Genomic DNA, 16,331 nt, shown 5'->3' with positions numbered 1-16,331 from the left:
AAGCATATATGGCTTTTGGATTAACATATGTTCTAACGATTCAATTCAAGTATTATATATTCATTCGACAAGTACATATAGAGACCTTGCAAGCCATTTTTATTATAAAATAAAAAACAGCCCATCTCTTTAAATAAGAGATGGGCTGTTTTCATTGCTTAAATTATTTTACAATGTGAATTGGCATTCCAAGAGCAACTTCAGCTGCTTCCATTGTGATTTCACCTAATGTTGGGTGAGCGTGGATTGTTTGAGCGATATCTTCTGCTGTCATTCCAGCTTCGATAGCTAAACCAATCTCAGAAATAATATCAGAAGCGCCTGCGCCTGCAACTTGAGCACCTACAAGAAGACCATCTTCTTTACGTGTTACAAGTTGTAAGAAACCGTCAGTGCTGTTTAATGATAATGCACGACCGTTAGCAGCGAATGGGAACTTAGATACAGTTACAGTCATTCCAGCTTCTTCAGCTTGTTTCTTAGTGTAACCAACAGATGCTAATTCTGGATCAGTGAAGCATACTGCAGGAATTCCGATGTAATCGATAGCTGACGCATGGCCACTAATTGCTTCAACAGCTACTTTACCTTCGTAAGAAGCTTTGTGAGCTAATGGTGGTCCAGGAACGATATCACCGATTGCATAGATGTTTGGTACGTTTGTACGACATTGCTCATCGATTTCGATGATGCCGCGGTCAGTCATTTTAACTCCAACTTGCTCAAGACCGATTTCTTGAGTGTTTGGACGACGACCTACAGTTACTAATACGTAATCTGCTTCTACAGTTTGGATTTCACCTTTAACTTCGAAGCTAACTTTTACGCCAGTTTCTGTTTCTTCAACGCCTTTAGCCATAGCTTTTGTATGGATATTTACGTTACCTTTTTTCTGTAGAGCACGTTTAACAACAGAGCTCATTGCTTTTTCGAAACCAGCTAAGATTTCGTCGCCAGCTTCTACTACAGTAACTTCTGTACCGAAGTTAGCATATGCAGTACCTAGTTCCATACCGATGTAACCGCCGCCGATTACAACAAGTTTTTTAGGAATTTCAGGTAAGCTTAAAGCGCCTGTAGAGTTGATAACACGTTTAGAGTATTTGAATCCTGGAATTTCGATTGGTGTAGAACCAGTTGCAAGAACAGCATTTTTAAACGTATAAGTTTGAGCTGCATCTTCAGTCATTACGCGTAATGTGTTAGCATCTACGAAGTAAGCTTCACCGCGAATGATTTCAACTTTGTTACCTTTAAGAAGGCCTTCAACACCGCCAGTTAATTTCTTAACTACGCCGTTTTTCCATTCTTGAACTTTTGTAAAGTCAACTTTTACGTTCTCTGCAGTGATACCCATGTCATCAGAATGCATTGCATTCTCATAACGATGACCTGCATTGATTAACGCTTTTGAAGGAATACATCCAACGTTTAAGCATACGCCACCAAGGTTAGCTTTTTCAATGATCGCTACCTTTTGACCTAATTGTGCTGCACGAATTGCCGCAACGTATCCACCAGGACCTGCACCAACAACGACTGTATCTAATTCAATTGGGAAATCTCCTACTACCATTGTTATTACGCCTCCATTACTAATAATTGTGGGTCATTCAATAGACGTTTAATTTGGTTTAATGCTTTTTGAGCAGTTGCGCCGTCAATTAAACGATGGTCAAAGCTTAGAGATAATGCTAATACTGGAGCTGCAACAATCTCACCGTTTTTCACAACTGGTTTCTCAGCGATACGGCCGATGCCAAGGATTGCTACTTCTGGGTGGTTGATAACTGGAGTGAACCATTGTCCACCTGCAGAACCAATGTTTGTAATTGTGCAAGAAGCACCTTTCATTTCAGCAGGAGCTAAACGACCTTCACGTGCTTTACCAGCAAGATCATTGATCTCGTTAGAAATTGTGAAGATAGACTTGCGATCTGTATCTTTAACAACTGGTACTAATAGACCTTTGTCTGTATCAGCTGCGATACCGATGTTGAAGTAATGTTTATGAACTACTTCTTGAGAAGCATCATCTAAAGAAGTGTTTAACATTGGATATTCACGTAATGCAGATGTTAAAGCTTTAACAACGTATGGAAGGTAAGTTAATTTAATACCTTTGTCAGCTGCAACAGCTTTGAACTTCTTACGGTGAGCAACAAGTTCAGTTACATCTACTTCATCCATTAATGTTACGTGAGGAGCTGTATGTTTAGAGTTAACCATTGCTTTCGCAATTGCTTTACGGATACCACTCATTTTCTCACGAGTTTCTGGATATTCACCAGCTGGGATTGGTTGTGCTTTTGGTGCTTCTTCTTTCGCTGCTGCTGGAGTAGCTTCTACTGCTGCTGGAGCCTCAGTTGCTGCTACTGCTTGTCCACCATTTGCAAATGCATCGATGTCAGCTTTTACGATACGACCGTTCTTACCAGAACCAGCTACTTTATGAATGTCTACGCCGTTTTCACGAGCATATTTACGAACAGATGGCATAGCGATTACGCGCTCATTTACTACTTCTGCAGTTGCTGCTGGAGTAGCTTCAGCTTTAGGAGCTTCTTCTTTTGCTTCTTCAGCTTTAGGAGCTTCGTCATGATCGTCGCCTTTAAATTTAAGGTTTTCGTATCCAGGAGCATCAAATTTAATTAATGTATCTCCAACTACTGCAACCGTACCTTCTTCTACAAGTACTTCAAGTACTTTACCTTTAACAGGAGAAGGAATTTCTACTACTGCTTTATCATTTTGTACTTCAAGAAGTACGTCGTCTTCGTTTACTTCGTCGCCTGGTTTAATAAACCATTTTACGATTTCACCTTCGTGGATACCTTCACCGATATCTGGTAGTTTAAATTCAAATGCCACGGAATTCAGCCCCCTGATTCATTTCTTTATTATGGAATATGGCAAAAGAAATCAGCATGTGCTGATTTCTTTTGCACATGAATAAGTAAAAATTAGAAGTTCATTACTTTGTTAACAGCTTCAACAATATCTTTGTGGTTTGGTAACCATACGCTCTCAGCTTGAGAGAATGGGAATACTGTATCAGCAGCTGCAACACGTACAACTGGAGCTTCTAAGTTTAAGATTGCACGGTCGTTAATTTCCGCTACAACGTTAGCTGCAATACCAGCTTGTTTTTGAGCTTCTTGAACTACAACTACGCGGCCTGTTTTTTCAACAGAAGCGATGATTGTTTCGATATCTAATGGTTGAACTGTACGTAAGTCAACAACCTCTAAAGAGATACCTTCTTTTTCAAGTTCTTCAGCAGCTTTTAATGCAGCGTGAACCATAGCACCGTAAGCGATAACAGATACATCTGTACCTTCACGTTTGATATCAGCTTTGCCTAAATCAATTGTGTATTCGCCTTCTGGTACATCTTGACGGAATGAACGGTACAATTTCATATGCTCTAAGTAGATAACTGGATCGTTGTCACGAATCGCAGAGATTAAAAGACCTTTTGCATCGTATGGAGTAGATGGAATAACAACTTTTAGACCAGGTTGTTGAGCCACTAAACCTTCTAAGCTATCAGCATGTAGTTCAGGAGTATGAACACCACCACCGAATGGAGAACGAACTGTTACTGGAGCAGTCCAACGTCCACCAGAACGGTAACGCATACGAGCTAATTGACCAGAAATTGAATCCATTACTTCATAAACGAAACCGAAGAATTGGATTTCTGGAACTGGACGGAATCCTTCAAGTGCAAGTCCAACTGCAAGTCCACCAATACCAGACTCTGCAAGTGGAGTATCCATTACACGGTCTTCACCGAATTCAGCTTGTAAACCTTCAGTAGCACGGAATACACCGCCGTTTACACCAACGTCTTCACCAAACACAAGTACGTTAGGGTCATTTTTCATTTCAACGCGTAAAGCATCAGTGATTGCTTGAATCATTGTCATTTGAGCCATGGCTTACTTCGACTCCTTTTCTTTGTAAATTTCATATTGTTCAGCTAAGTTGTAAGGCATTTTTTCGTACATGATTTCCATTAAATCAGTAACTTTTTGTTTTGGAGCTTGGTCAGCCTTAGCAATTGCTTGTTTGATATCTTCTTTTGCTTCTTCAATTACTTTCTCTTCAACTTCTTGAGACCATAGGCCTTTGTTTTCTAAGAATGCACGGAAGCGTACGATTGGATCTTTTTGTTCCCATTCGTTCTCGATATCTTTTGTACGGTAACGAGTTGGGTCATCACCAGCCATTGTATGTGGACCGTAACGGAATGTTAAAGTCTCGATTAAAGTAGGACCTTCACCATTTACTGCACGCTCACGAGCGAAAGCAGTTGCTGCGTATACAGCTAATGGATCCATACCGTCTACTTGAATTCCGTAAATACCTGCTGCTACTGCTTTTTGTGCTACAGTTTTAGCTGCAGATTGCTTTTCTACTGGAGTAGAGATTGCATAACGGTTGTTTTGTACAACGAAGATTGCTGGAGCTTTGAATGCACCCGCAAAGTTCATACCTTCGTAGAAGTCACCTTGTGAAGCACCACCGTCACCAGTGTAAGTAATTGCAACAGATTTTTTACCACGTAATTTCATACCTAACGCAACACCAGCAGTTTGGATGATTTGCGCACCGATGATGATTTGTGGAGCAAGTGCATTTACGTTCTCAGGCATTTGGTTACCCATGAAATGTCCACGAGAGAATAAGAATGCTTGGTATAATGGTAAACCGTGCCATACTAATTGTGGCACATCACGATATCCTGGTAAGATGAAATCTTCTGCTTCAAGTGCGAAATGACTTGCTAATTGAGAAGCCTCTTGTCCAGCTGTTGGTGCGTAGAAACCTAAACGTCCTTGACGGTTTAAAGAAATAGAACGTTGATCTAGTACGCGAGTATACACCATACGGCGCATTAATTCTTTTAATTGATCATCAGATAATTCAGGCATAGCTGCTTCATTCACAACTTCGCCTTTTTCATTTAAAATTTGTAATGTTTCAAATTGAGCTGCGATAGCTTTCATTTGCTCATCAACATTAAATAGGGTCTTTTTTGTTTTAGTACCCATTCCGTTCACCTCTTCCTCTCTTGAACCATATTCTGAAACGCTTTCACTATCTATTCGCTAGATGGAAAACGCAACAATGTAAACCAAACAAATGTATTTGTCGGTTGAGAATAATTTTGTGTACCTAACAATCTGTACTAATGTTTTTTCAGAAACATATTAATACAATCTTGATCACGTTTTTTAGTTTACAACTATTCTAATTACGATGTCAATTACTTTGAATACGTTTTTTTATAAATAATCTGCAGGTTTCTTCTGCACAAACGTGTTTTTATTTTTCACATCTGTATTAGTAAGCATTAACCTACTGTTATATTATTCCCTTTTTAACTTGTTTTTTCTCTTAGAATAATATGTAAACGATTTAATTCCCTTTAGTTTTTCTCTCTTCTTAACAAAAATATACAAACTCTTCTTCCTTTTATAGGTAATTACCCATACATTTCTACTCTTCCCTCCATACATTATAGTAACCGCAGTATTAGCGGGAAATGATAAAGGAGGTCATCTCATGTACGGATATTCATATTGCTATCCAACTTGTTCATATCCTTCCTACGGTTATGGCGGTTCTTGTGGTGGGTCTGGACGCGGCTTCGCCTTAATCGTTGTGTTGTTTATTCTTTTAATTATCGTTGGTGCTGCTTGCATTCGCTAATGTAAAATGAAACAACTATGGAAAGAAACAGACGGCTCTGCCGTCTGTTTCTTTTTATTCCTACATAACCAATCTTGAATAAAATGCTTTCCAAAGCGCTTCCCCTTACTTGCCGATGACTTTTTCCATCTCCTTTGGTAGACTAAAGGAGAAAGGAGAGATTACATATGCTTACAATGAAAGATGTAATTCGCGAAGGAGATCCTATTTTGCGAAACGTTGCAGAAGAGGTAGTCATACCAGCGAGCGAAGAAGATACAAATACCCTTAAAGAAATGATTGAATTTGTAATAAATAGCCAAGATCCTGAAATGGCTGAAAAATATAGTTTACGCCCTGGAATCGGATTAGCGGCTCCGCAAATCGGTATTTCAAAGAAAATGATTGCGGTTCATGTAACAGATACGGACGGTACTTTATATAGTCATGCATTATTCAATCCAAAAATCATTAGCCATTCTGTTGAACGTACGTATTTACAAAGTGGTGAAGGCTGTCTATCAGTAGACCGTGAAGTACCTGGTTATGTCCCTCGTTATACAAGAATTACAGTGAAAGCAATTTCTATCAACGGCGAAGAAGTAAAATTACGTTTAAAAGGTTTACCAGCAATTGTATTTCAACATGAAATTGACCATTTAAATGGTGTTATGTTCTATGACCACATTAATAAAGAAAATCCATTTGCCGCTCCTGACGATTCAAAACCTCTGGAGCGATAATAAAAAGGCGGAAGAGTATCTTCCGCCTTTTTATTATATGAAATAGATTCCATATTCACTTATAGCAATCCAGCCCATTTTAAACCATGATATATACCGTCTTCACTAACATCCTTTGTCACATGATTTGCAAGTTTTTTCAAGTCTTCATGACCATTCCCCATCACAATACCTGTTCCAACCGCTTCAATCATTTCTAAATCATTTAAGCCATCCCCAAATGCATACACTTGTTCACGGTTAAACCCTAGCTTTTCAATGAATTTCTCAATCCCTTTTGCCTTAGAACCACCATTTGGAATAATATCCATTGAATACGCATGCCAGCGAATAAAATGAAAGTCTGGGTACTGGTTTATAAACTTTTCTTCTTCATTTACTTCACAGAAAAGAAGTGTTTGATAAATATTACGCTTCTCATAAAAATCAGGTTCATATGCCGGATGCTCAAAATTTAAACTTCCAAAACCTTCTTTCACATAATCATGATATTCCACTGATGCTCTCATTTCTTGATGATCAAGATATACAAGTGGATATCCTTCTTGTTTTGCAAACTGAGTAAACTTATGTAGAGCAGCTGGATGTAATGGGTTATTAAATACTACCTCATCTTCAAATACAACGTACTGTCCATTAAAGCTAACATAATTGTGGATATTAAGTTCCTTACGAATATCTTCGAACATAAATGGCGCACGTCCTGTCGCAATTGCTACATGCACGCCTTTTTCTTGTAACTGTCTTACTGCGTCTCGCGTAGATTGTGGAATCTTTTTATCATGATCCAATAATGTTCCATCAATATCAAAAAAGACAATTTTATCATTCATTTGTCAAAATCCTTTCTGTTACTCTATATTCCTATTTTGATTATCGCTTTTCAAATTCTAAAAAAAAGTATAACATATTAAACATCTGTGAAGAAAGCGTTCACTTTCTGACCTTATTTATGAAACCTGCATATATATATTAGTAAAAAATGTGGATACTTGTTCGTATGAATTTTCTTTTCTATTCTTTCTCATACTATACCTATAACTAACGGCTACTAATCGTTACTATAGAATAACTTTCCCTATATGAGAAAAGACAAGATTCAACATTCACTTTTGTCCTCTTTCTTATATCAGAGACGGCGCTTTCACTAGTAATATGCATGTTTAAAATAAGGAAAGGAAGGAGTAATCATGCTGAAGAAGCTGAAGAAAAAGCTGAAGCGTTATTTAAAAGATCTAGTCCGTAAAAAGACGATCGCTTAAATTGTGCCCATTTCGGGCTTTTTCTTCATTCTCATTCGAAAAAACATGAAAATCGTGACTGTTTGCTTTATAATAAGTAACAGATAATGCAAAACATAGACAAGGAGAGGTTTTCCAAATGATTTTTAAAGTATTTTATCAAGAAAAAATGACTGAGGTTCCAGTACGTGAAAATACAAAAGTTTTATATTTAGAGGCTACGTCTGAGAAGGATGTTCGTACAAAATTAAATAAGTTCGCATATAATATCGAATTTGTTCAGTCTGTGACTGGCAATCATCTTGAATATGAAAAAGAAAACGCTGATTTAACATTAGCGGAAATCGTATAGTCATATGAAATTTCTAAAGAATGATCAAGCAGCCGTTTTTGCTTTAGGTGGCCTTGGTGAAATCGGTAAAAATACATATGCTGTTCAATTTCAAGATGAAATTATTATAATTGACGCTGGAATTAAATTTCCAGAAGACGAACTCCTCGGAATCGATTATGTAATACCAGATTACACTTATTTTGTGCGAAACGAAGATAAAATTAAAGGATTATTCATTACACATGGTCACGAAGATCATATTGGTGGAATTCCTTACTTATTACGTCAAGTGAACATTCCGATTTATGGCGGAAAATTAGCAATTGCACTAATCAAAAACAAATTAGAAGAGCACGGATTACTTCGTAAAGCAAAACTTTATGAAATTCAAGAAGATGATGTTATTAAATTTAAAAAGACATCTGTTTCCTTCTTCCGTACAACTCACAGTATCCCAGATTCATACGGAGTTGTTGTGAAAACACCTCAAGGACAAGTGGTTCATACTGGAGATTTCAAATTTGACTTCACACCAGTTGGTGAACCTGCGGACTTAACAAAAATGGCTGAAATCGGAAAAGACGGTGTACTTTGTCTCTTATCTGACAGTACAAACAGTGAAGTTCCAAACTTTACAATGTCTGAGCGCCGTGTTGGTGATAGTATTCAAGATATTTTCCGCAAAGTAGAAGGTCGTATTATCTTCGCAACCTTTGCATCAAATATCCATCGCTTGCAACAAGTCGTTGAAGCAGCTGTTGAAAACAATCGTAAAGTGGCTGTATTTGGCCGAAGTATGGAGGCAGCGATTGAAATCGGACAAAACCTCGGTTATATTCGCTGTCCGAAAGATACATTCATAGATGCATCTCAATTAAATCGTCTACCAGCTAATAAAGTTGTTATTTTATGTACAGGTAGTCAAGGGGAGCCAATGGCAGCACTTTCACGTATTGCTAATGGTACTCATCGTCAAATTCAAATCATCCCTGGCGACACAGTTGTTTTCTCTTCTTCACCAATCCCTGGTAATACAATTAGTGTAAGCCGTACAATTAATATGTTGTACCGCGCTGGTGCTGATGTAATCCATGGAAAACTGTCAAACATTCATACGAGTGGACACGGTGGACAAGAAGAACAAAAACTAATGCTTCGTCTAATTAAACCGAAGTATTTCATGCCAATTCATGGTGAATATCGTATGCAACGTATGCATATGAAGTTAGCAAATGATTGTGGTATTCCAGAAGAGAACTGTTTCATTATGGATAATGGTGATGTTCTTGCCTTACGTTCAGATGAAGCAAGTGTAGCTGGTAAAATACCATCTGGATCTGTCTATATTGACGGAAATGGTATTGGAGATATCGGTAATATCGTATTACGCGATCGTCGTATTCTTTCTGAAGAAGGACTTGTTATTGTCGTTGTAAGCATTGATATGAAAGAATTTAAAGTTGCAGCAGGGCCTGATATTATCTCACGTGGTTTCGTTTATATGCGCGAAAGTAGTGATTTAATTAATGATGCTCAAACATTAATTACAACTCATTTAGAAAAAGTAATGGAACGTAAAACAACACAATGGTCTGAAATTAAAAATGAAATTACAGACACATTAGCACCATTCCTATATGAGAAAACGAAACGTCGCCCAATGATTTTACCAATCATTATGGAGATATAAGAAAAAGGACAATACCTTTATGGTATTGTCCTTTTCTCTTATCTTAAAAAGTGCTTGAAACGATCTACTTCATCGTCATGACCAATTACAATTAATATATCTCCCGTTTGAATGTTTTCCGTAGCTCGAGGAGATACAATCACTTCTTTACCACGTTTAATCGCTACAATATTCAATCCAAACTTCGCACGAATATCTAATTCGATTAAAGAATGACCATCAATTTTTTTATTTGCAATAATCTCTACAATACTATGCTCATCTGAAAGCTCAAGATAGTCTAATACATTACTTGATGCAATATTATTAGCAATCCTTTTTCCCATATCACGCTCTGGGTGCACAATGTGATCTGCTCCTATTTTACTTAATACTTTTTCATGATAATCATTTTGAGCTTTTACAGTAATATTTTTTACACCTAACTCTTTCAGAATTAACGTTGTTAAAATACTTGAATTTAAATTGTCTCCAATAGCAACGACTACATGATCAAAATTACGAATACCAAGACTTTTTAATACCATCTCATCTGTTGAATCTGCAATTACAGCATGTGAAGCTATATTTGCAAACTCATTAATTTTATCCTCATCTGAGTCAATTGCCATTACTTCCATACCTAATTGAGCAAGTTCCCGGCAAATACTTCCACCAAAACGACCAAGCCCAATGACAGCAAATTCTTTCTCTTTTTCACCCACAGGAATTCCTCCAATAACATCGAATACTATGTATTTTTATTGTAACATACTTTAGATTTGCTACAAAAACCTGTATATCATTCTTTATTTTTGTTTTTGCATATAAAAATACTGTTGTAAATAAAATGCGATACTGAAAATTAACATACCAAATACAAATATATTTCCAAATGAACTAAACGTTTCAAAAACGAATAATAACGTTTCTTGTCCGAAGAAGGCAAATAATAGTTGTGTAAATGCGAATAGCAATGCCAATATATAATGGTGTTGATGGAATAAATAATGCGTTGCGCCTAAAAAAGCGATAAACGAAAGAATGAAAATCCACCAATTTTCTAAAAACAGTTGCCAATTCGTAAATTGATACCCATTTACTAATATGGCAATAATCCCTATAACCGCCATCGTTGGCACGCTCCAAAATAATGCTCGTCCTCTAAAGAAGCGAGTTCCTTTAACATCACCTTTTTCATGTGCAATGTATGTTAGTACTACCGTACTTATGTACAAAACTGAAAGAATTGTTAAAACGATAATGAGCCAAAAATGCAATTGATAATACTCATGCTCTATGTTTGTCACGATAGCCGCTAACATACACGGAATTAGCATTCCAGTCCAACCATCTACTTTTCTTTCATTCCAAAACACCGTGTTACCAATCCGTATACCTAACAACATAAAAATAATGATACCTAGTACAAATAATGTTGTTTTATTCCCTACTAAACTCGTTGAGAAAGCAATTAACCCAATAAATAAAAAGAGCACAAACCCATTCATAATTTCTAATACCGGTGATAAATATCTCTTCACCCATTTATATGTTTCGTCATATTCATGATTATCTACTAAGCGGTAGGCATAAAAACTTATCCCAAAATAAACCGCCGCAATAATCACATACGCATATAAGACGAAACACAACATTGCACTGCTAATTTGCACGTAATTCCCCACCCTTTTTTCTACGTTTCACCTTGATTTTACACACTTTCCACACGAATTGTAAACATATATAAGCTAGTTAAATAATCACCTTCTTAATAAGCGATAATGAATAATGAGCAGCGGCTCAAAACCACTGCTCATTATTTTATCCATTTGTATACCGATGTGTATCCAAAACAAATATGAAAGATGTTTTCACCTTGGAACTAACGAATACCCACTTTAAATTGTTACATAGTTGGCGAGCAAGTTTACTTTCTAGTTCCCTTCCACTTTACATATTGATCTAAAAATACGATAGCTTTCTCAATAGCCTCTTCATCTGGTTTTAATTTTGCGTGATGTAAACCATATTCTGAATTTACCCCAAGCCAAAACATAAATCCAGGAATCTCTTGAAGCATATAACCAAAATCTTCACCTGTCATTGCCTCAGTACATGTAATTACTTTCATATCAGTTTGTTCACTTACAAATTGCATAAACTCTCTCGTTAATGCTTCATGGTTATATACTTGATGATACATCGCTCCGTAGTCAATAACCGCTTCACATTGGAAGGAAGCTTCTATACCTGCAACAATTGCCTCAATCCTACTTTTAACACGACTCATTGATTCCACTGATAACGTTCGGATCGTTCCTTCTAACCGAGACTTTTCTGCTATGATATTTTGAACTGTACCGCCTGTTATTTTTCCGATTGTAATTACTGCACTATCAAGTGGGTTTACATTACGACTAATAACGGACTGAAGCTGTGTAACAAGGTGACTAGCTGCGACAATCATATCATTTGCAGTATGAGGGTAAGCTGCATGTCCACCTTTCCCCTTTAAATCAACATATAACTCTGATGTATTTGCAAATAATAGCCCCTCTTTTGTAGCAATTGTTCCTACAGGGTATTCAGGTGCAATATGAAGACCGAGAATTATATTCGGCTTCCATTCTTTTAACTCTTCACTCTCTAACATAGGAAGAGCCCCTCCAGGCCCTTCTTCAGCTGGTTGGAATAGAAATACAAGATCATCATCTATTCTTTCTGTTACAGCTGCTGTTAGAAGGCCTAAACCGATTGTCGTATGTAAGTCATGTCCACATGCATGCATCATTCCTTCATGAACAGAAGCGAACTCATATCCAGTTTCCTCTGTAATTGGTAAACCGTCTATATCTGCGCGATAACCTATAACTTTTTCTGGATTTTTTCCCTTCACTTTAACAATGACACCCGTTCTCCATACTTTCACTTCCACATGTTCATTCGAAAGCGTTCCTATGTAATCTAAAATATACTGTTGTGTTTTCCACTCTTTAAATCCAATTTCCGGTATTTTGTGTAAGTCTCTACGAATTTGAACGAATTTGCTTACTGCCATTTTTGCACCTCTATCTATAAAAAGCGTAAGAGCCTGTTTATGCTCTTACGCTTTTTTGTTTTTATTTCTCTGGGTTTAATTGACGAAGCTCTTGTTTAATTTCAGTTTTTGCTTTTGTCTTCTCATCAATCTCTTTAATTACACGTGCTGGAGTACCTGCAACAACTGTATATGGAGGTACATCTTCTGTTACAACAGCTCCTGCCGCTACAACTGCACCTTTACCTACTGTAACTCCCTCTAATACAACTACGTTAGCACCAATTACAACATCGTCTTCAACGATAACTGGTTTTGCTGAAGGTGGCTCAATAACACCTGCAAGTACTGCACCTGCACCTACGTGACAGTTCTTACCAACAGTTGCACGTCCACCAAGTACCGCGTTCATGTCGATCATAGAACCTTCACCAATTACAGCACCGATATTAATTGTTGCATTCATCATAATAACAGCGTTGTCGCCGATTTCAACGTGGTCACGAATAATCGCGCCTGGCTCAATACGAGCTTTAATACCTTTTAAATCAAGCATTGGAATTGCAGAATTACGACGGTCATTTTCAACAACGTAATCAACAATGTACTTGCTATTTTCATCTAGAATTGTCTTAATTTCAGACCATTCTCCAAATAATACACCAGACTTTTTATTTACAAATGCTTGTACCGTTTCAGGGAATGTTACTTCTTTTAAATCCCCTTTTATGTATACCTTTACAGGAGTTTTCTTTTCACTTTTTTGAATAAACGAAATAATTTCGTTAGCGTCCATCATTTTCATTCTTGTTGCCTCCTAAATCCATTTATAATGTTACTCTACCAAACGACAGAGCGAGTAGCAAGATAATAATCCTATTTTTCCATTTGAATTTCTTCTATAATTTCTAAAAATGCTTGTACTTGCTTCAATTGTCTAGCTGATTCACTCGTCAATAACCACGTTTCTCTCGTTAATTGAACAGGTGTTTTATACATATTTTCCTGTACTTCTTTTAAAACAGTAGAAGGTAAAAGAGCATAACCTATACCATTTAAAACGAGTTGTTTGCAAGTCTCAATTTGATCGACGACAATTGTTCTCTTAGGGGGATTAGAAAATAAACCATACCACCAATTTTGTATTTGTCCATAATAAGTCGAATCACTTTTAAATTGAATAAACGGTCTATTTGTTTCTTTTAACATCGAAATATCTTTTATTTCTTTATCCACTAAATAAAGTTCATCTTCAAATAATTGTTGCTTCTGGCCTTTATATTCTTGTGTTCCTCTCAATATAGCAACATGAACGTCACCTTCATAAAATTGCTTTTGCACTTCACTACTCCAGCCAGTAAACAACGATATTTTCACAGAAGGATATTTATGCACAAACTTTTTCAAAACAGGAGGGAGCCAATATTGACCAATAACTGATGCGACAGCTATTTTTAACGTCCCGTGAGTTTCTGTTCTAAAAACAGCTAGCTCACTTTTAATATCCTCTTCCCTTTGTAGCATTTCTTTTGCGTAATTTGCTACTTTTTCCCCTTCAGGTGTAATTGTCAATCCTTTTTGTGAGCGAATAAAAAACTTCATTCCCCATTGTTTCTCCATAGATTGTAATCGTTGACTAAGCGCAGGTTGTGAAACAAATAAACGTTCCGCCGCTTTTCTCATATTTGATTCCTGTGCTAACACAACCATCATTTGAAAATCATCAATTTGCAACTTTCTCCCTCTTTCCTTAGCTTCCATACACCTTATCTCAATAAGCTTTTCATCCTTAATTTAACTACATACTCTTATATTTTTTATCTTTTTAAATATAATACATCCACAACTGATATGCACGAAAAAAAAGTGACTTCTCCGTTTCTATGAAGTCACTTTTCTCACATTATCGATTATGCTGCCTTACTTTTTTATTTAACAACTTTAAAATAGCTCGACGTGTTAAAATCCCCTCAAAGTACCCATCTTCATTGACAGCGCAAATAAATGGATGATCAATAGTCATTTCTAATGCTTTTGCAAATGAATCTTCTAACTTAAGAACCGGAATATCTTCCTTCATTACCTGCTCTACTTTCATCTCGTCAAGTCTTTCAAACTCAATGCGTTCTAGCCCTAACATACCGTCTAAAATCATAGCAGTACTAATTAACCCGTGCAATTTGTACATCGGGTCCAAAACAGGTATCGCCGAATATCCAGATTTCACAAGTACGAGTAAAGCATGCTCTAAACCATTCCCTATTTGGACGTGTGCTACTTTTTCTGATGAAATCATTAAATCTTTTACAAAAATTTGTTGAAACTCGTCTTTTGGAATACTAATCATATTACATCCCCCATTTTCCCTTTTTCCTGCTTATAATCACCGGCTCTATTCACATTTTATGACAGCGTTTTCATATTATTATTTTGTCCTTACATTCTTTCAGTAAAAAACAAAATTACACAGCTATTTTAGCATACAACACAAAAAAAAGACTACCATTCCGGTAGCACTTAATACCCTTTATTTTTTAATCTGTAAAATAACCTTGTGATTTTTTTATATTGCATCACATCTGTCTTTTTTAAACCATTCTCAATATCTGTAAGTTCCACAGCTAAAATTTCACTCGCATAATTTTGCTGAAATAAAATATCTAGTAACAAACTTTCTTCTTCTTCCGTTAATACAAATTCCCTTTTCATATACCCCTCTCCTTATACTCGCATCGTTACTCCTATTATATAAAATTTCTTGCCTATTTAATAGATGTAATATTCAGTTTTTAACAAAAGATATATGAAAATGGTTTTTTATTTCGTATAACGATTTGCATAACTAAACGCAGCATAAGCATCGGGTTTAATCTTTGCAGTTAATCCCATCGCTTGAATTTTCGCTGTCATATCTAGAATAAATTCTTTTGTTAAACCATCATTTCCGATATCCAAGTGAATTTCCATTATAAAACCAGCCCCCTCTTGAGCATATGGATGCAATAAATCCCATATTGTTTGTATATGATTTGGAGTAAATAGGCATGCAATTTCTTGACTAAACTGCGTCTCTAAATATATTTTCTCACGTAAAGTTGCTGGCTTATCTTTTACTGATTGATGGTGTAAACACCCCCAGGCTCCTTTTCCAACGCGATGAATATGAATTGCCGTAATAAACCTCGTATCCTTTTGATGCGCTTGTGAGTCTGTCCCAATAGATAAACGATATAAATTTCGCGGATCCTTTTCAATGAAATTACAAATACGGGTAAAGACCATATCAAAATTTAAATGTCTCTCTGAAACATTATAAAATTTATGTTCACCGGCCACATAGTCACGTCCTTTCAATTAGACAGACTTTTCGTATTCTCATTGTATGGGACAAAAACAAAAATTATAACTTCCTACCCTTTATTCGTTTCAATATTCCGAATTACATAACGGCAAACTTGGCACGTATAAATTACATTTTGATTAGATTGAGCCGTTAATACATGAATAATCTCAGCAGAATTGCGACAATTAGGACAAATCACAACTGGTAAACGTTCCATATCACACACCTCCTCACTATTTTCATCCGGCTATTTACTATCCG

The 16,331-nt window shown here is 36.5% G+C and carries 18 protein-coding genes; 4 read left to right on the top strand and 14 right to left on the bottom strand.

Going from position 1 to position 16,331, the window contains the following annotated elements:
- Positions 1-163: 163 nt before the first annotated feature.
- The 4 genes from lpdA to pdhA form a co-directional block, all read right to left on the bottom strand.
- A complete protein-coding gene (gene lpdA / locus AC2CGR_RS18220) occupies positions 164-1,576 on the bottom strand; it encodes a dihydrolipoyl dehydrogenase (protein ID WP_000260104.1) in 1,413 nt (470 codons plus the stop codon).
- A 5-nt stretch (positions 1,577-1,581) separates the two neighbouring features.
- Positions 1,582-2,871 (bottom strand): pyruvate dehydrogenase complex dihydrolipoyllysine-residue acetyltransferase, encoded by a 1,290-nt coding sequence (gene pdhC / locus AC2CGR_RS18215; RefSeq protein WP_000863427.1) that lies wholly within the window; start codon positions 2,869-2,871, stop codon positions 1,582-1,584.
- A 92-nt stretch (positions 2,872-2,963) separates the two neighbouring features.
- Positions 2,964-3,941, bottom strand: a complete 978-nt coding sequence (gene pdhB / locus AC2CGR_RS18210) for a pyruvate dehydrogenase complex E1 component subunit beta (RefSeq protein ID WP_000068166.1) — start codon at positions 3,939-3,941, stop codon at positions 2,964-2,966.
- A 3-nt stretch (positions 3,942-3,944) separates the two neighbouring features.
- Entirely contained in the window at positions 3,945-5,060 is a 1,116-nt protein-coding gene (pdhA, locus tag AC2CGR_RS18205; protein WP_000536893.1) for a pyruvate dehydrogenase E1 component subunit alpha, read from the bottom strand.
- Between the two features lie 514 nt (positions 5,061-5,574).
- Between pdhA and AC2CGR_RS18200 the strand changes: the two genes are divergently transcribed.
- Together AC2CGR_RS18200 and def are read left to right on the top strand one after the other, a co-directional pair.
- Entirely contained in the window at positions 5,575-5,721 is a 147-nt protein-coding gene (locus tag AC2CGR_RS18200) for a YjcZ family sporulation protein (RefSeq protein ID WP_000274562.1), read from the top strand.
- A gap of 167 nt (positions 5,722-5,888) precedes the next feature.
- Positions 5,889-6,443 carry a peptide deformylase gene (def, locus tag AC2CGR_RS18195; RefSeq protein ID WP_087966239.1) on the top strand — a complete coding sequence of 185 codons (555 nt, stop codon included), beginning with the start codon at positions 5,889-5,891 and terminating at the stop codon, positions 6,441-6,443.
- 59 nt (positions 6,444-6,502) lie between these two features.
- Here the strand turns inward: def and AC2CGR_RS18190 are convergent, their stop codons facing one another.
- Positions 6,503-7,276 carry a Cof-type HAD-IIB family hydrolase gene (locus AC2CGR_RS18190; RefSeq protein WP_000998289.1) on the bottom strand — a complete coding sequence of 258 codons (774 nt, stop codon included), beginning with the start codon at positions 7,274-7,276 and terminating at the stop codon, positions 6,503-6,505.
- 547 nt (positions 7,277-7,823) lie between these two features.
- Here AC2CGR_RS18190 and AC2CGR_RS18185 point away from each other — a divergent pair.
- Entirely contained in the window at positions 7,824-8,036 is a 213-nt protein-coding gene (locus AC2CGR_RS18185; protein WP_000576444.1) for a DNA-dependent RNA polymerase subunit epsilon, read from the top strand.
- 4 nt (positions 8,037-8,040) lie between these two features.
- Positions 8,041-9,708, top strand: a complete 1,668-nt coding sequence (gene rnjA, locus AC2CGR_RS18180; protein WP_000670368.1) for a ribonuclease J1 — start codon at positions 8,041-8,043, stop codon at positions 9,706-9,708.
- Between the two features lie 38 nt (positions 9,709-9,746).
- Here the strand turns inward: rnjA and AC2CGR_RS18175 are convergent, their stop codons facing one another.
- From AC2CGR_RS18175 to AC2CGR_RS18135, 9 genes are all read right to left on the bottom strand, one after another.
- A complete protein-coding gene (locus AC2CGR_RS18175) occupies positions 9,747-10,412 on the bottom strand; it encodes a potassium channel family protein (RefSeq protein ID WP_087966237.1) in 666 nt (221 codons plus the stop codon).
- Positions 10,413-10,496: 84 nt separating this feature from the next.
- Positions 10,497-11,363 carry a hypothetical protein gene (locus AC2CGR_RS18170; protein ID WP_029438058.1) on the bottom strand — a complete coding sequence of 289 codons (867 nt, stop codon included), beginning with the start codon at positions 11,361-11,363 and terminating at the stop codon, positions 10,497-10,499.
- Positions 11,364-11,617: 254 nt separating this feature from the next.
- A complete protein-coding gene (locus tag AC2CGR_RS18165) occupies positions 11,618-12,748 on the bottom strand; it encodes an N-acetyldiaminopimelate deacetylase (protein WP_000301165.1) in 1,131 nt (376 codons plus the stop codon).
- A 61-nt stretch (positions 12,749-12,809) separates the two neighbouring features.
- Entirely contained in the window at positions 12,810-13,532 is a 723-nt protein-coding gene (gene dapD, locus AC2CGR_RS18160) for a 2,3,4,5-tetrahydropyridine-2,6-dicarboxylate N-acetyltransferase (RefSeq protein ID WP_000783248.1), read from the bottom strand.
- 71 nt (positions 13,533-13,603) lie between these two features.
- Complete coding sequence (ccpC, locus tag AC2CGR_RS18155; RefSeq protein ID WP_001984809.1) at positions 13,604-14,488, bottom strand: transcriptional regulator CcpC; 885 nt, start codon at positions 14,486-14,488, stop codon at positions 13,604-13,606.
- Between the two features lie 142 nt (positions 14,489-14,630).
- On the bottom strand, positions 14,631-15,074 hold the full coding sequence (cbpB, locus tag AC2CGR_RS18150; RefSeq protein ID WP_087966235.1) for a cyclic-di-AMP-binding protein CbpB: 444 nt from the start codon (positions 15,072-15,074) through the stop codon (positions 14,631-14,633).
- Between the two features lie 170 nt (positions 15,075-15,244).
- Positions 15,245-15,436: an antirepressor AbbA gene (gene abbA, locus AC2CGR_RS18145; RefSeq protein WP_000817794.1), complete on the bottom strand. Its 192-nt coding sequence runs from the start codon at positions 15,434-15,436 to the stop codon at positions 15,245-15,247.
- A 108-nt stretch (positions 15,437-15,544) separates the two neighbouring features.
- A complete protein-coding gene (locus AC2CGR_RS18140) occupies positions 15,545-16,063 on the bottom strand; it encodes a ribonuclease H-like YkuK family protein (RefSeq protein WP_087966233.1) in 519 nt (172 codons plus the stop codon).
- Positions 16,064-16,137: 74 nt separating this feature from the next.
- Positions 16,138-16,287, bottom strand: coding sequence for a hypothetical protein (locus tag AC2CGR_RS18135; RefSeq protein ID WP_087966231.1), 150 nt, complete (start codon positions 16,285-16,287; stop codon positions 16,138-16,140).
- Between the last annotated feature and the right edge of the window lie 44 nt (positions 16,288-16,331).

Source organism: Bacillus sp. LSHTCR4 (assembly GCF_057197025.1).
This window is presented reverse-complemented; position numbering and strand designations above follow the sequence as displayed.

What these genes read in the sequence shown, in the direction of transcription:
- lpdA (WP_000260104.1), bottom strand. Translation starts at nt 1,576, where the DNA reads ATGGTAGTAGGAGATTTCCCAATTGAATTAGATACAGTCGTTGTTGGT.
- pdhB (WP_000068166.1), bottom strand. Translation starts at nt 3,941, where the DNA reads ATGGCTCAAATGACAATGATTCAAGCAATCACTGATGCTTTACGCGTT.
- pdhA (WP_000536893.1), bottom strand. Translation starts at nt 5,060, where the DNA reads ATGGGTACTAAAACAAAAAAGACCCTATTTAATGTTGATGAGCAAATG.
- AC2CGR_RS18200 (WP_000274562.1), top strand. Translation starts at nt 5,575, where the DNA reads ATGTACGGATATTCATATTGCTATCCAACTTGTTCATATCCTTCCTAC.
- def (WP_087966239.1), top strand. Translation starts at nt 5,889, where the DNA reads ATGCTTACAATGAAAGATGTAATTCGCGAAGGAGATCCTATTTTGCGA.
- AC2CGR_RS18190 (WP_000998289.1), bottom strand. Translation starts at nt 7,276, where the DNA reads ATGAATGATAAAATTGTCTTTTTTGATATTGATGGAACATTATTGGAT.
- AC2CGR_RS18185 (WP_000576444.1), top strand. Translation starts at nt 7,824, where the DNA reads ATGATTTTTAAAGTATTTTATCAAGAAAAAATGACTGAGGTTCCAGTA.
- rnjA (WP_000670368.1), top strand. Translation starts at nt 8,041, where the DNA reads ATGAAATTTCTAAAGAATGATCAAGCAGCCGTTTTTGCTTTAGGTGGC.
- AC2CGR_RS18165 (WP_000301165.1), bottom strand. Translation starts at nt 12,748, where the DNA reads ATGGCAGTAAGCAAATTCGTTCAAATTCGTAGAGACTTACACAAAATA.
- dapD (WP_000783248.1), bottom strand. Translation starts at nt 13,532, where the DNA reads ATGAAAATGATGGACGCTAACGAAATTATTTCGTTTATTCAAAAAAGT.
- ccpC (WP_001984809.1), bottom strand. Translation starts at nt 14,488, where the DNA reads ATGGAAGCTAAGGAAAGAGGGAGAAAGTTGCAAATTGATGATTTTCAA.
- cbpB (WP_087966235.1), bottom strand. Translation starts at nt 15,074, where the DNA reads ATGATTAGTATTCCAAAAGACGAGTTTCAACAAATTTTTGTAAAAGAT.
- abbA (WP_000817794.1), bottom strand. Translation starts at nt 15,436, where the DNA reads ATGAAAAGGGAATTTGTATTAACGGAAGAAGAAGAAAGTTTGTTACTA.
- AC2CGR_RS18135 (WP_087966231.1), bottom strand. Translation starts at nt 16,287, where the DNA reads ATGGAACGTTTACCAGTTGTGATTTGTCCTAATTGTCGCAATTCTGCT.